Here is a 14,033-nt window from a genome sequence, read left to right on the forward strand (position 1 = left end):
TGCACCGCCGGGCCGTACCGTCTTCGGGTCTTCTCGCGGACGCCAGGACGGACGGGCGCGGACGGAAGGTCAGGAGACGAGCACCCGCGTGACCGGCACCGCCTCGAGCCCGTGTGCCTCGGCCACGGGGCGGCTGGTCAGATGGCCCTCATGGGTGTTGAGTCCCAGAGCGAGCGCCGGATCGGCCGTGAGAGCCTCCCGCCAGCCCCGGTCGGCGATGGCCAGGGCGTACGGCAGGGTCACGTTCGTCAGCGCGTACGTCGAGGTGTGCGGCACCGCCCCCGGCATGTTGGCGACGCAGTAGAACACCGAGTCGTGCACCCGGTAGACCGGGTCGGCGTGGGTCGTGGGACGTGAGTCCTCGAAGCAGCCGCCCTGGTCGATCGAGATGTCGACCAGCACGGAACCCGTCTTCATCCGCCCGACGAGCGCGTTGCTGACGAGCGTCGGCGCTTTCGCGCCGGGCACGAGCACCGCGCCGACCACCAGATCGGCGTCCGTGACCGCACGCTCGATCTCGTACGCGTTGGACGCGACGGTCCCGACCTTCCCCTGGTAGATCATGTCCGCCTGACGGAGCCTGTCGACGTTCAGATCGAGCAGCAGCACCTGCGCCTGCATGCCCGCGGCGATCGCGGCGGCGTTCATCCCGGACACGCCCGCGCCGATGACGACCACCTTCGCGGGATAGACCCCGGGCACGCCGCCCATCAGCACGCCGCGCCCTCCGCCCTGCCGCATCAGGTGGTACGCCCCGACCTGTGGGGCCAGCCTGCCCGCCACCTCGGACATGGGCGCGAGCAGCGGCAGGGCGCCGTCGGCCGTCTGCACGGTCTCGTAGGCGATCCCGGTGACCCCCGAGTCCAGCAGCGCCCTCGTGCACGACTCCGACGCCGCCAGGTGCAGGTAGGTGAACAGCACCTGCCCCTTGCGCATCCGGTGGTACTCGGCGGGCACGGGCTCCTTGACCTTGAGGATCAGGTCGCCTTCCGCCCAGACGTCGTCGGCCGAGTCGATGATCGTGGCGCCCGCGGCGGCGAAGTCGTCGTCGGGCACGGAGGACCCTCTGCCCGCGTCGTGCTCGACGAGGACCTGATGGCCCTTCCGTGCGAACTCGTGGACTCCCGCTGGTGTGAGCGCGACCCGGTACTCGTGGGTCTTGATCTCGCGGGGAACTCCGACCTTCATCCCTTCACTCTGGTTGGCCGCAAACGTCTACGTCAGGCGGCAACGCGCAAGCATTTGGCAGACATTCACGACAAATTGTCAATTGTTCCTGCAACTTACCTCGACATGATTGTCCGATTACCTGGCATTGGCATACCTGGGTAGGCTCTGCGATCGATGGCTGGGATCGAGGTAGGGATGCAGAACGCGGCCGTACCGGGTGACGGGCAGGCCGGTCCGCCGACTGGCGACGCCGGATCGTTCGAGGTGCCGGGCGGATCCGGATCCCCGGCCTCCGGGTCGACGGCGTCTTCCGGGTCCACGGCGTCTTCCGGAGCCGTGGCGTCTCCCGGGTCCACAAGGCCCGCCGAGTCCGGTGGGCAAGGGGCCGGCGCCGATGAGTCCCCGCGGCGCGAGCGCGACGGCGAGGCGCCGGGCGGCAGGCCTGCGGAGGGTTCCACCCCCGATGGACCGGGCGTGGCGAACCACGCGAACTCGAACACGTCGACGGCGGCGGGGCGCGAGGAATCGAAGAACGACGCGACCTCAGGCGAAGGCAATGGTGGCGGCGGTCGCCCCGCTGAAAACGGCCGACCGGGCGACCAGCTCGCCGAGAGCGGTCAATCGAGTGACAGTGGTCAATCAGGTGACAGCGGTCGGCCCGGTGGATCGGAAAGTGCCGGAGAGCCCGCAGAGGCCGTCGAGAAGCGCGGCAGATGGCGCGGTCGCCGTGGCAGTGGCCGCAATAAATCAGGCGATAACGCATCAATCCCCGACAAATCCGATAAACGGAAATGGGGACGCCGCAGGTCAGGCCCCGCCACGCCGGGCGTAGGCACAGGTGCGGCGGGTACGAGCGCCACAGGTGCTGCCGCGGGTGAGGCGACCACCGCCGCGCTGCCGTCGGTACCGAACGCCGCCCTGCAGCAGGCACCGTTCCCGGGGGTTCCCCTCCAGGGCGTCCCCCTTCAGCCGGCTCCCCTTCAGACACCGGATCCCCACGCGACGCGCCGGACGACGGTCATCCTCGTCATCGTCCTCATCGTGGTCCTCGCGCTGAGCGTCGTTCTCGGCGCGATCGCGGTCCTGAGCACCCAGAACCCCGACGCCCCTCCGCTGTCCGGGACGCCCGTCCTGAAGCTGAGCTCCCCGGTGCACTTCGCGCCGGTGACCGGCGTCCACGCGGCGCCCTGCGACGGCATGGAGGCCGTGCCCGACAACACCGGCACCACGTGTTACCAACTCGACCCCGGTGTGACGGTCACGACCGTGCAGAAGGTCGGATCCGTGGCCGAGCAGGACGGCACCTACTCCATCCGCCTGGTGTTGTCCCCGGTCAGCCGTCAGCAGATCGCCGATCTCACCCGCGAGACCGTGAGGCAGCAGCTGGCCATCGTCGTGGGGGACCAGGTGGTCGCGGCGCCCCGCGTCGCGCAGGCGATCACCCAGGACAGCCTCAGCATCGCCGGCTTCGACAAGGCGCAGGCGGACGCGCTCATGGCGCTGCTGTCAGGGCCCTCGTCCGGCCAGAGCCCCGCAGGCACCTCGCCGTCGCCGGGTCAGCCCACTCAGCCGGGGCAGCCCGGCCAACCCACTCAGCCGGGCCAGACGACCCCCGGAGCGCCGCTCCCTGGCCAGACCGGATCGTTCACGGACCCCGGCACGACGACGTTCACCACGCCGCCGGCGACCCCGCAGAGCTTCACCACACAGCCGGCTTCCAACGGGACGACGCCGGGGTCCGTGCGCTTCGCCGACTGCAGGCAGGCCAACGACAACGGCTACGGCCCGTACACCAGAGGCGTCCACCCGGAGTACTACTGGTACGTCGACGCCGACAACGACGGCGTCGCCTGCGACCCGGGCGACCTCGGCTGACCCGCGGGCCCCTAACGGCCCGGCGACCCCTCGACCCCAAGCGCCGCCCTCAGGCCCGAACCCGAGGCGTCCTCCGGCCGACCCTGAAGCGTCCTCAGCGGGCCGCCGGCACGAGCGCGATGTCCTCCGGGCGGATCGGGACGCGGGGCAGGTCCAGCCCCGTCGCCGCCCGCACGGCCGCGGCCACAGCGGGCGTCGAGGACAACGTCGGCGGCTCGCCCGCCCCGCGCAGGCCGTACGGGGCGTGCGGGTCGGGGTTCTCCAGGATCGACAGCCGCATGGGCGGCATGTCGAGGATGGTCGGGATCAGGTAGTCGGTGAACGAGGGGTTGAGCACCTTGCCATCCCTGACCTGGATCTCCTCCATGAGCGCCAGGCCGAGGCCCTGCGCGGTGCCTCCGTGGATCTGCCCTTCGAGAGCCAGGGGGTTGAGGATCCGCCCGACGTCCTGGACGGCCGCGAGTTCGACGACCTTGACCAGGCCCAGTTCGACGTCCACGTCGACGACGGCCCGGTGGACGCACAGCGCGAGCTGCACGTGCGAGTTCCCCTGCCCGGTGAGCGGGTCCATGGGGGACGTGGGCCGGTGGCGGTACTCCCGCGTCTCCTCGACCGGGCCGAACCGCTCCAGCAGCTCCTCGAGGGAGAGCCCGGGATGGGCGGCGCGCATCCGGTCGAGGCGTTCCCGCACGGCCTCGCAGGTGACCTTGACCGCGCCGCCCGTGACGTAGGACTGGCGGGACGCCGACGAGGAGCCCGCCGAGCCGACCGTGGTGTCGGCAGGAGCGACGGTCACCGTGTCGATGCCGAGCTCGGTGCGGGCGATCTGCGCCTTGACGGTGACGAGTCCCTGGCCCACCTCGGCGGCCGCGGTGTGCACCAGCACGTGCGGCTCACCCCCGAGGAGCTCCACGCGGACCCGGGCCGTCGAGTAGTCGTCGAAGCCCTCGGAGAAGCAGATGTTCTTGATCCCGACGCCGTACCCCACGCCCCGCCGCACGCCCTCGCCGTGCGTGGTCTGGGCGACGCCTCCGGGGAGGGACCGCAGGTCACTGACCGCCGGGGGCTCCCCGGGGCCCGGCATGGCGGCGAGCTGCCTCAGCATGTCGGCCAGGGGCGCGGGAGTGTCGATGATCTGGCCGGTGGCGAGTCTCGACCCCTGGGACACCGCGTTGCGGATCCTGATCTCGACGGGGGACAGGCCGCAGGCCTCGGCCAGCCGGTCCATCTGTGACTCGTACGCGTAGCACGCCTGCACGGCGCCGAACCCGCGCATGGCGCCGCAGGGCGGGTTGTTCGTGTACACGCCGTACGCGTCGATCATGATGTTGTCCACCTCGTACGGCCCGACGCCCAGAGAGGCGGCGTTGCCGACGACGGCGGGTGACGACGAGCAGTACGCCCCGCCGTCGAGGACGATCTCCGCCTTGACGTAGACGAGCCGGCCGTCGGCGGTCGCGCCGTGCTCGTACCGCATGCGCGCGGGATGGCGGTGCACATGCCCGAAGAACGACTCCTCGCGGCCGTACACGATCTTGACGGGCTTCCCGGTCCTGAGGGCCAGCATCGACGCGTGGATCTGCATCGACAGGTCCTCGCGGGCGCCGAACGCGCCGCCTACCCCGGCGAGCGACAGGCGCACCTTCTCCTTGGGCAGCGCGAGGCAGGGGGCGACCTGGTCCTGGTCGACGTGCAGCCACTGGGTGGCGATGTAGAGGTCCACGCCGCCGTCCTCGTCCGGTACGGCCAGGCCGGACTCGGGGCCGAGGAAGGCCTGGTCCTGCATGCCCACCTCGTACTCGCCCGTCACGACGACCGGCGCCTCGAAGGCCGACCCGACCCGGACGGGCTGGTGCCGCACGAGGTTGCCGTGGGGGTGGACGGGCGGGCAGGAGGGGTCGAAGGCGGCCCTGTGGGCGTCGACGACCGCCTCGCGGACCTCGTAGTCGACGACGATGGCGGCGGCGGCCCGGCGGGCGGTCTCCGGATGGTCGGCCGCCACGATCGCCACGGGCTCGCCCTGGTAGCGGACCTGGTCGATCGCGAGCACGGGCTGGTCCCTGTGGTCCAGGCCGTAGAACTTGTCGCCCGGCACGTCCTCGTGGGTCAGCACCGCGAACACTCCCGGCATGGCCAGCGCGGGGCCCACGTCGACGGAGCGGATCCACGCCGACGGATGCGGGCTGCGGAGCGTCGCCCCCCAGAGCATGCCGTCCAGCCACAGGTCCGAGGAGTACGCGAACTCCCCGGTCACCTTGAGCGTCCCGTCGGGCCGCAGCACGCTCTCGCCGACTCCCGAGCGAGATCCTGTCCTGATGACGGTCACAAGACGAAGTACATCAACCCAGGTCATCGAGGGCCTAGAGCCGGTGACATGAAACCGGAGCGCGGCAGATGCCGGTAATTGTAGGTTTCTCCAAATACGCTGTTTCATATGTTGCTGAGGGATTTGCTCGCCATGCCGGAGCTCCGGCTCAGCCTCCTCGTGGGCGAGTCGAGCCTCGACAGGGAGATCTCGGGCGCCCTCGTCACCGACCTGCCCGACCCGGGGCGGTATCTGGACGGCGGCGAGCTGGTGCTCACCGGCCTGATGTGGCGTCAGGGTCCCGCGGACTCCCCGGGGTTCGTCGACGTGCTGGTGCGCGCAGGGGTCTCCGCCCTGGGAGCGGGCGACGCCCGCCTCGGCCACATCCCGGATGACCTCGTCACCGCCTGCCGTGACAGGGGGCTTCCCCTCTTCAAGGTGCCCGTGGAGGTGTCCTTCGGCGCGGTGACGGAGATCGTGGGCACGGGACTCGCCACCGCCCAGGCGAGGGACCTGCGCGGGGCGCTCGGCCGGCGCCGCCGCATCGTGGCCGCGGTCGCCGAGGGGGCGGGCCTGGACGAGCTGGTCGCGCTCACGTCGGCCGAGCTGGGCGTCTCCGCCGCCGTGATCTCCGCGGCCGGGTCGGTCGTCGCCGGCGACCTCACCGAGGCCCATGCCGTACGGCTCGCACGCGACTTCCTCGGCGCGGAACGGCTACCCACGGTGATCACACGACCGGGGGAGGAGATCCGCACGCTCTTCGCGGTGGACCGTTCCCACCGCGCGTCCGGATGGGCCCTCGTGTGCCGGGGCGAGGTCGACGCGGAGACGGGCTTCGAGCTGGCCTCGTGCGTCGCGATGGAGCGCACGCGGATGGAGGAGGGCCGCCGGGTCGAACGGCGTCTGGCGGAGCAGCTCGTCGCCCTCGCCGGGTCGGGGGATGCGGACCCGTCCGAGTTGTCGGCGCGCCTGCGCACCTGCGGGATCGACACCGCCGAGCCGTACATCGTGGTGTCGGCGACGGCGGCGAGACGAGGGGCCGCCGACGGTCCCGGCCTTTCCGCACTCGGCGGACGGGTGCTGGAGGAGCTGCTCGATCGCCGGGTGGTCGCCGCCGCCGGCGAGGACGGGGCACTCTGCCTGGTCCCGCTCCGCGAGGAGACGGCGGAGGCCGTCGCCGCACGGTTGCGGCACCGGGTGGAGCTCCTCGCGGACGGACTGCCGGGCACCAGGGTGTCCATCGGCGTCAGCGGAGCCGTCGCGGGCGCCTCGGCCATCCGCGGTGGAACGGAGGAGGCCGGGCACGCGCGACGGATCGCCGACGCTCGTGGTGGGGGGGTGGTCACCAGCGACGAGATCTACACTCACGCCCTGCTGCTGGCGACGATGCCCGGGGACGTCCGCGCGTCATTCTCGCGGCGGCTGCTCGGGCCTTTGCTCGATTACGACCGTGCGCACCAGGCCGACCTGGTGCGCACGCTGAGTGTCTTCCTTGACTCCACAGGGTCGTGGAACGCGTGTGCGGAGCGCCTCCACGTCCATGTGAACACGGTTCGCTATCGGATTCGCCGGATCGAGGAACTGACCGGTAAGGATCTCACCAGCATGGCCGACCGGGTCGACCTGTTCCTCGCTCTACGCGCCGCCTGGTGATCTGTCAGGCGTCTGACGGAGTGTCACGCTTTGTAACAACTCAGCAGCACCAGACGTAGAAGATGGGCTTAGATGCAGACGTCTCTGCACTTGCGGCCGTAGCATTTCCTCCGACAGCCACGCTGGCTGCGAAAAGTACGGCTAGCAGAGAGACGATGAGGCGGGGGCGCATTGGTCGGCTCCTGTCGGTAATCGTCTAGCAGCGACATTCTTTCAGGGAGCGCCTGTGACCAGTCAAGATCTCGTCGGTCAGCGAATCAAGGCGATCCGTCGTCAGCGTGGTCTCTCCCAGGCTCAGCTGGCGCATCCTGAATTGTCGGACAGCTATGTGTCTCTTATCGAGAGTGGCAAGCGTACGCCCACCCCCGCGGTGCTGGAACTACTGGCCCAGAAGCTCGACTGCTCGCTCACCTATCTGATCAACGGCGTCACCGCCGAGCAGATGGAGGAGCTCCAGATGGGACTGCGGTTCGCGCAGCTCGCGCTGGAGAACGGCGAGGTCGACGAGGCGAGGCGGCGCTACGCGGACCTCCTCGCCGACAACAGCATCGCCGGGCTCTCCCAGCTCCGGCTGGACGCCGAGTACGGCTACGCGCGGGCCAGCGAGGCGAGCGGGGACCTCAGCGAGGCGATCACCGTGCTCAACCGCCTGATGGACGCCGAGGAGACCGCGGGCGCCACGGACCGGCGCGTCGCGATCGCCGTCGCCCTCAGCCGTTGCTACCGCGAGCGGGGCGACCTCGGGCTCGCCGTCGCGGTGGGGGAGAAGATCCTCGGCGACGCCGACCGCCCCGCGTGGACGGACGGCCTGGTGGAGCTCGGCGCGACCCTGCTCGCCGCCTACGGCGTGCGCGGCGACCTCCTGCGGGCGAGCCAGTTCGCGAACGAGTTGCTCGGCGCCGCGGACTCGCTCGGCACGCCCCGCGCGGTGGTCGCGGCGAACTGGAACGCCGCGAAGGTGGCCGAGCTCACCGGCCGGGGACAGGAGGCGATCGCGCTCGCCGAGCGGGCGCTCGCCATCCAGTCGGAGACCGGGGAGCCCCGCAACCTCTCGCGTCTGCGGCTCGCGTACGCCCTCATGCTCTTCAGCGTGCGGCCCGACGACGTGGAGCAGACCCGCGAGCTCCTCGTCCGCACGCATCGCGAACTCGCCGAGTCGGCGGCCAGCAAGGCGGACGTCGCCCGCTGCGCCGCGCTCCTCGCTCGCGCCGAACTGGCGCTCGGGCACCCGGAGCAGGCCGTGGAGCAGGCGCGGGCGGCGCAGGCCCTGCTCGACGACTCCATGCCCGAGCTCCGCGCCGAGGCCTACCTCGTGCTGGGCCAGGCCTACCGGCACCTCGGCCGCGAAGAAGAGGCGGAGACCGAGATCATCGCCGCGAGCACGTGGCTGGCGCAGGCGATTCCGTCCAGGACGGCGGCGTACGGCTGGCTGGAGGCGGGCGACGCGCACTATCAGATGGACGATCTCGAGGGCACCGTGGACGCCTACCGGAAGGCGCTCGCCTGCGCGGGCCTGTGAACTTCGGCTCACCTGCGCGCGCGGGGGCGTCCACACAGGATGGTATGGGCGCCCCGGGCCCCGCCGGCCGCTGAGATCGCCCGGGGTCGCGGGATCGGGGTGTGGACCGGCCACCCTCGTCGGTAGCCTTGGGGCTGTCATGAAAAGATCCCCGATTGCCGTAATGGCCGCGTTGCTGGTGACCGTCGTGCTGAGTCTGGGCCTGGCGGCTCCCGCTCAGGCGCACACCACGCTGAAGAGCAGCACACCGGCGAAGAACGCCGAGGTCGAGGGCCTCCGCAAGGTGACCCTCGAGTTCTCCGAGTCGGTGCGCTTCCCGACCCTGCTGGTACGCGGTGCGGGCGGCAAGCGCTACGAGAGCGGCCAGCCCGTCGTCAACGGGGTGAAGGTGAGCGTGGGCGTCGACGCGTCGATCCCCGCCGGCGCGTACACCATCGCCTGGCGGGTCGTCTCCGAGGACGGCCACCCGCTGACCGGGGAGATCCCCTTCACAGTGGCCGGCGAGTCGTCCCCGCCCGCCACGCGGACCCCGTCCGCGACGCCCACTCCCGCCGCGTCCGACACGGCGACCACGTCCGCCGCCCCCGCGCCGGCCGTCGCCGCCAGCCCCGCCGCGGACACTCAGCAGGACAAGCCGCTGATCCCCGGCTGGGTCTGGGTTGTCCTTTTCGGCGTCGGGGGGATCTTCCTCGGCATGTACATCAGCATGCGGAAGAAGAAGTGAACAGGACACTGCGGCTGACCGTCGCCGCCCTCTGCGCCGCGGCGGGAGCCCTCGTCATCGGGATGGTCGTAGGAGGCGCCGCCACCCCCCGCCTCATCCCGGGCCTGCCCGACCAGGGCACGCTGACGCGCTGGATGCTGCCCTTCTCGAAGCTGGGGATGGACGTCGCCGGCGTGCTGACCGTGGGCCTGCTGGCCATCGGCGCGGTCCTGCTGCCCAGTGACAAGGGCCTGCTCGGCAAGTCCGCGCAGGGGTATGTGAAGGCCGCCTCGTGGGCCGCGGTCGTCTGGGCCGTCGCCGCGGCCTCCGCGCTGGTCTTCAGCCTGTCGGAGACGCTGGGCGCGCCGGTGGGGGAGATCCTCGGCGGCAACGAGCTGACCAGCTACGCGAGCCAGGTTCCCCAGGGCATCGCGCTGACGCTTGTGGTGCTGTTCGCCGTCGCGATCGCCCTGTTCGCCCGTGGCGCGATCACCGCCGGATCCGCGGGGGGGCTGCTGGTCTTCGCCCTCGCGACGCTGCTGCCGCCCGCGCTGACCGGGCACTCGTCCTCCTCGCCCAACCACGGCCTGGCGACCACCTCGGTGGCCTTCCACCTGCTCTTCCTGGCGTTGTGGGTCGGCGGGCTCGGCATGCTCTGCGTCCACGCCCTGCGCGGCGAGCGTCAGCTCGACGTCGCCGCCGCCCGGTTCTCCCGCATGGCGTTGTGGTGCTTCGTCGGGGTGGGGATCTCGGGCGTCGCGAGCGTGCTCGCCCGCCTGTCGTCCATCGACCAGCTGTACACCTCGGCCTACGGGCTCATGCTGCTCGCCAAGACCGCCGCCTTCGTCGTCCTCGGGGTGATCGGCTGGCGCCACCGCGAGCGCACGCTGCCCCGGCTCGCATCGGGGGAGTCGCGGTCGTTCCTGCGCCTGACCCTCGGCGAGGTCGTGCTCATGACGGCCACCGTCGGGATCGCCGTGGCGCTGTCGCGCACCGCGCCGCCGCCGGCGAACGTCCCGATCGACCGGGCCTTCGACCTGCTCGGCTACCTGATGCCGCCCCCGGTCTCGCTGGCGAACCTGGTCACCCTGTGGTGGTTCGACCTGTTCTTCGCCGCGATCGCCGTCACGCTGGCGGGCCTGTACGCCGTCGGCGTGGTCCGGCTGCGCCGGCGGGGCGACTCATGGCCGTGGGGCCGGGTCGTCCTGTGGTTCACGGGCGTCGTCATCCTGGTCCTGGCGACGCAGAGCGGGATCGCGCGCTACGCGCCGGTCCTGTTCAGCGTCCACATGACCGAGCACATGATCCTTTCCATGCTGGTGCCGATCTTCCTGGTGCTGGGCGCCCCGGTCACCCTTGCGCTGCGCGCGCTCAAGCCGGCCGCACGGCGCGGCGACCGCGGGCCACGCGAATGGATCACGGTGATCCTGCACAGCCGGGTCATGAAGGTCGTCGCCCATCCGGCCATCGCCACGGCGATCTTCATCGTGTCGACGTACGCCCTGTACTTCACGCCGCTGTTCGCCTCCGCCATGGAGGAGCACATCGGGCACATCGCGATGACGCTGCACTTCCTGCTCAGCGGCTGCCTGTTCTTCTACGTGATCATCGGGGTCGATCCCGGGCCGCACAAGCTGCCGCATGTCGCCCGCCTGGTGCTCCTCCTGGTGACGATGCCGTTCCACGCCTTCTTCGGGGTCGCGCTGATGAGCATGGGCACGGTGCTCGCCTCCGACTGGTACGACCAGCTGGGCCGTACCTGGGGGGCGTCGTCGCTGTCCGACCAGGTCACCGGTGGGGGGATCGCCTGGTCCTTCGGCGAGGTCCCGACGATCATCGTGCTGCTCGCACTGGCGATCCAGTGGTGGCGCGACGACGACCGCATGGCCCGCCGCGAGGACAGGCGGGCCGACGCGGTCGCCGCGAAGACCGGCGGCACCGGGAACGCCGAGCTGGACGCCTACAACGACTACCTCGCCAAGCTGAACCAGCGGGACGCGGCCGCCGAGTAGCCCCCGGGAGCGGGCCGGGTCAGGGGAGCGTCAGGATCTCGTGGCCCGACTCGGTGACCACGATCGTGTGCTCGAACTGGGCGGTCCGCCTGCGGTCCTTGGTCACCGCGGTCCAGCCGTCGGGCCAGATGTCGTACTCGATCGTGCCGAGGGTGAGCATCGGCTCGATCGTGAACGTCATCCCGGGCACCAGGGTGACCGACAGCGACGGATCGTCGTAGTGGGGGACGATCAGGCCGGAGTGGAACGACGTCGAGATGCCGTGGCCGGTGAAGTCGCGGACGACGCCGTAGCCGAAGCGCCTGGCGTAGGCCTCGATCACGCGGCCCACGATGTTGAGCTGCCGCCCCGGGGCGACGGCCTTGATGGCCCGCATGGTGGCCTCGTGGGTGCGCTCGACCAGCAGGCGCGACTCCTCGTCGACGTCGCCCACGAGGAACGTCGCGTCGGTGTCCCCGTGCACCCCGCCGATGAACGCGGTGATGTCGACGTTGACGATGTCGCCGTCCCGCAGGACGGTGTCGTCCGGGATGCCGTGGCAGATGACCTCGTTGATCGAGGTGCACAGCGACTTGGGATAGCCCCGGTAGCCGAGGGTGGACGGGTAGGCGTCGTGGTCGCAGAGGAACTCGTGGCCGATCCGGTCCAGTTCGTCGGTGGTCACACCGGGCGCGACGTGCTTGCCGACCTCTTCCAGGGCCTGGGCGGCGATCCGGCCGGCGACGCGCATCTTCTCGATGGTCTCGGGGGTCTGCACATCCGAGCCGCCCTTCCTGGGCTCGGCTCTTCCCACGTACTCCGGGCGCTTGATGTGGGCGGGAACCTTGCGCGTGGGCGAGATTCGCCCGGGCCGGAGCAGCGTCGTCATGCCGCCAAGTCTAGTTGCGCTTCCACGGGGCACGATTAGCACGTGAGCGATCAATGGTGGTTCTGTCTCAAGCACATGCGCGTCGAGGGGGAGAAGGGATGCCCCAACAAGGACCGGCTCGGCCCCTACGAGTCCAAGGAGGCGGCTGAGCACGCCCTCCAGACCGCGTCCGAGCGGAACGAGGCCTGGAGGAAGCAGGACAAGGAGTGGGACGACGACTGACCGCCCGGGCCGACCGCGGTCAGGGCGCCGGCTCCAGCAGCGGGTGTCCCGGCTCCGCGGCCGGCTCGGGTTCGGGGGACCCCTTCCTGCGCGCGACCGCCCTGGCGGCGACGAGCCTGCCGAGGGTCACCACGCCGATGCCGCTCCAGACCATGTTGAGGATGGCGGACGGCCACGCCGAGTGGAAGCCGCTGTTGATCATCAGGGTGGCGGCGCCGCCGAAATTCAGGGCCTGGTACGGCAGGCCGTCGCCGGACATCTTCCCGGCCGACACCATCGCGTAGCCGTACAGCAGGGCGACGGCGCCGATGGTGCCGATGATGGTGATGAAAGTGGACATATGGTGCTACTCGCTATCAGTTACGTGGTTAATGCATCAATGATCCCGTTTGCTAGCAATGAAGTTCAAGTGAAGAAATCTTAAGTTGGGCGTAAGCTCTGCTGTATGGAAATCGACCCCCGGCGTCTGCGGATCCTGCACGAGGTGTCCCGCAGAGGCGGGGTCATGAAGGCGGCGGAGGCCCTCCATCTCACGCCCTCGGCGGTGTCCCAGCAGCTCGCGCAGCTCGAGCGGGAGGTCGGCCTCGCGCTGGTCGACCGGTCGCAGCGCCGGGCGACGCTGACCCCGGCCGGCCGGGTGCTCGCGGCCTACGCCGAGCGGATCGAGGAGCAGCTCGTCGAGGCCAGGCAGGAGCTCAACCGGTTCACCGAGCGGCTGTCCGGCCCCGTCACGGTCGCCGCCTTCCCCACGGTGATCCGCCACCTGCTCGTCTCCGCTCTGCGCACGCTGGCCGTACGGCATCCGCGCATCACCCCGGTCATCCACGAGCTGTTCGGCCCGGTCGCCGTGCAGGAGCTTCGCCTGGGCGGCGTCGACCTCGTCGTCACCGAGCGGGACATGAGCCAGCCAGCCGCGTCCCTGCCCTCGATGTCACGGCACCGGCTGTACGACGACGAGTACCGCATCGTCGCCCCGCCCGGCTGGGACGCCATTCCGGAGAGCGTCGACGACCTGGCCGGCCTGCCGTGGGTCGCTGGTGTGGCGGACCAGGCCTGCGGGCAGGCGCTGGAACGCCTGGCGCAGCTCCACGGGTTCGAACCCCGGCGGGTCCACGTCATCGCCGAGTTCCCCCCGACCCTCGGGCTCGTGTCGGCCGGTCACGGGGTGGCGATCGTGCCGTCCCTCGCCCTGCTCGACGTGCCTCCCGGCGAGGTCGTGGTGACCGAGATCCACGGGGTCGGCTCACGCCGGATCGAGGCGCTCACCCGCGTGAGCCGTACGACGTCGGGAGAGCCCGACCCGGTCCAGGGCGCCGTCATCGACGTCCTGCGCGAGGCCGCCGACGAGGTGGCCAAGCGCGTCGGAGAGCTCAGCCGGCCTCCGGAGCCGCGTGCGGGTTAGGCGATGGTCCCGCCTCAGCGCACCAGGTGCTGCACCAGATCCAGCAGCGTCCACTCTGGGCAGGTCGGCACCTGCACCTCGAGGCTGGGCGCGGAGGCGACCGCGGCCCGGAACGCGACCGACCGCTCGTCGATCAGCCGCAGCAGAACGGGGAGCTCCAGAGTCTTTGCCACGCTGACTGTCTAGCACCGTGCTCCGACAACGGGACAGCGATTTTCACAGCAGACGCGGCGGGCGCCGCGGCACTGGCCGCGCCCTCGGATGACGCGGTGTCCTCATTTTCGAACGATCAGTAAAGCGTGCG

General features: G+C 70.7%; 12 protein-coding genes. 7 read left to right on the forward strand and 5 right to left on the reverse strand.

The genetic code is table 11. The annotated features are described in order from the left end of the window. Positions 1-69 precede the first annotated feature (69 nt). The gene (gene ald / locus Pph01_RS00805; RefSeq protein ID WP_204070933.1) at positions 70-1,188 is read right to left on the reverse strand and encodes an alanine dehydrogenase; all 1,119 of its coding nucleotides are present in this window, start codon (positions 1,186-1,188) and stop codon (positions 70-72) included. 1,023 nt (positions 1,189-2,211) lie between these two features. Here ald and Pph01_RS00810 point away from each other — a divergent pair. Further along, complete coding sequence (locus Pph01_RS00810) at positions 2,212-3,045, forward strand: excalibur calcium-binding domain-containing protein (RefSeq protein ID WP_204070934.1); 834 nt, start codon at positions 2,212-2,214, stop codon at positions 3,043-3,045. A gap of 94 nt (positions 3,046-3,139) precedes the next feature. Here Pph01_RS00810 and Pph01_RS00815 read toward each other — a convergent pair whose 3' ends face one another. Then, entirely contained in the window at positions 3,140-5,398 is a 2,259-nt protein-coding gene (locus Pph01_RS00815) for a molybdopterin cofactor-binding domain-containing protein (RefSeq protein ID WP_204070935.1), read from the reverse strand. Positions 5,399-5,479: 81 nt separating this feature from the next. On the opposite strand from Pph01_RS00815, the gene Pph01_RS00820 reads away from it, so the two are divergent. The 4 genes from Pph01_RS00820 (at position 5,480) to Pph01_RS00835 (ending at position 11,237) form a co-directional block, all read left to right on the forward strand. Next, the gene (locus tag Pph01_RS00820; RefSeq protein WP_204070936.1) at positions 5,480-7,003 is read left to right on the forward strand and encodes a PucR family transcriptional regulator; all 1,524 of its coding nucleotides are present in this window, start codon (positions 5,480-5,482) and stop codon (positions 7,001-7,003) included. Between the two features lie 226 nt (positions 7,004-7,229). Then, entirely contained in the window at positions 7,230-8,522 is a 1,293-nt protein-coding gene (locus Pph01_RS00825; protein ID WP_204070937.1) for a helix-turn-helix domain-containing protein, read from the forward strand. 139 nt (positions 8,523-8,661) lie between these two features. Next, complete coding sequence (locus Pph01_RS00830; RefSeq protein WP_204070938.1) at positions 8,662-9,246, forward strand: copper resistance CopC family protein; 585 nt, start codon at positions 8,662-8,664, stop codon at positions 9,244-9,246. Next, entirely contained in the window at positions 9,243-11,237 is a 1,995-nt protein-coding gene (locus Pph01_RS00835) for a bifunctional copper resistance protein CopD/cytochrome c oxidase assembly protein (protein ID WP_239116322.1), read from the forward strand. Before Pph01_RS00830 ends, Pph01_RS00835 begins: the two co-directional genes overlap by 4 nt. Before the next feature lie 19 nt (positions 11,238-11,256). Here the strand turns inward: Pph01_RS00835 and map are convergent, their stop codons facing one another. Beyond that, positions 11,257-12,105 (reverse strand): type I methionyl aminopeptidase, encoded by an 849-nt coding sequence (map, locus tag Pph01_RS00840; RefSeq protein ID WP_204070939.1) that lies wholly within the window; start codon positions 12,103-12,105, stop codon positions 11,257-11,259. Positions 12,106-12,147: 42 nt separating this feature from the next. Here map and Pph01_RS00845 point away from each other — a divergent pair, with 42 nt between their 5' ends. After that, complete coding sequence (locus Pph01_RS00845) at positions 12,148-12,327, forward strand: hypothetical protein (protein WP_204071321.1); 180 nt, start codon at positions 12,148-12,150, stop codon at positions 12,325-12,327. Positions 12,328-12,346: 19 nt separating this feature from the next. Here Pph01_RS00845 and Pph01_RS00850 read toward each other — a convergent pair whose 3' ends face one another. Then, positions 12,347-12,667: a CBU_0592 family membrane protein gene (locus Pph01_RS00850; RefSeq protein ID WP_204070940.1), complete on the reverse strand. Its 321-nt coding sequence runs from the start codon at positions 12,665-12,667 to the stop codon at positions 12,347-12,349. 105 nt (positions 12,668-12,772) lie between these two features. On the opposite strand from Pph01_RS00850, the gene Pph01_RS00855 reads away from it, so the two are divergent. After that, positions 12,773-13,729, forward strand: coding sequence for a LysR family transcriptional regulator (locus tag Pph01_RS00855; protein ID WP_204070941.1), 957 nt, complete (start codon positions 12,773-12,775; stop codon positions 13,727-13,729). A 14-nt stretch (positions 13,730-13,743) separates the two neighbouring features. Here Pph01_RS00855 and Pph01_RS00860 read toward each other — a convergent pair whose 3' ends face one another. Then, on the reverse strand, positions 13,744-13,902 hold the full coding sequence (locus Pph01_RS00860; RefSeq protein WP_204070942.1) for a maleylpyruvate isomerase N-terminal domain-containing protein: 159 nt from the start codon (positions 13,900-13,902) through the stop codon (positions 13,744-13,746). Positions 13,903-14,033 lie beyond the last annotated feature (131 nt).

Origin of the sequence: Planotetraspora phitsanulokensis (genome assembly GCF_016863295.1) — a bacterium.
In the GTDB taxonomy this organism is placed as follows: domain Bacteria; phylum Actinomycetota; class Actinomycetes; order Streptosporangiales; family Streptosporangiaceae; genus Planotetraspora; species Planotetraspora phitsanulokensis.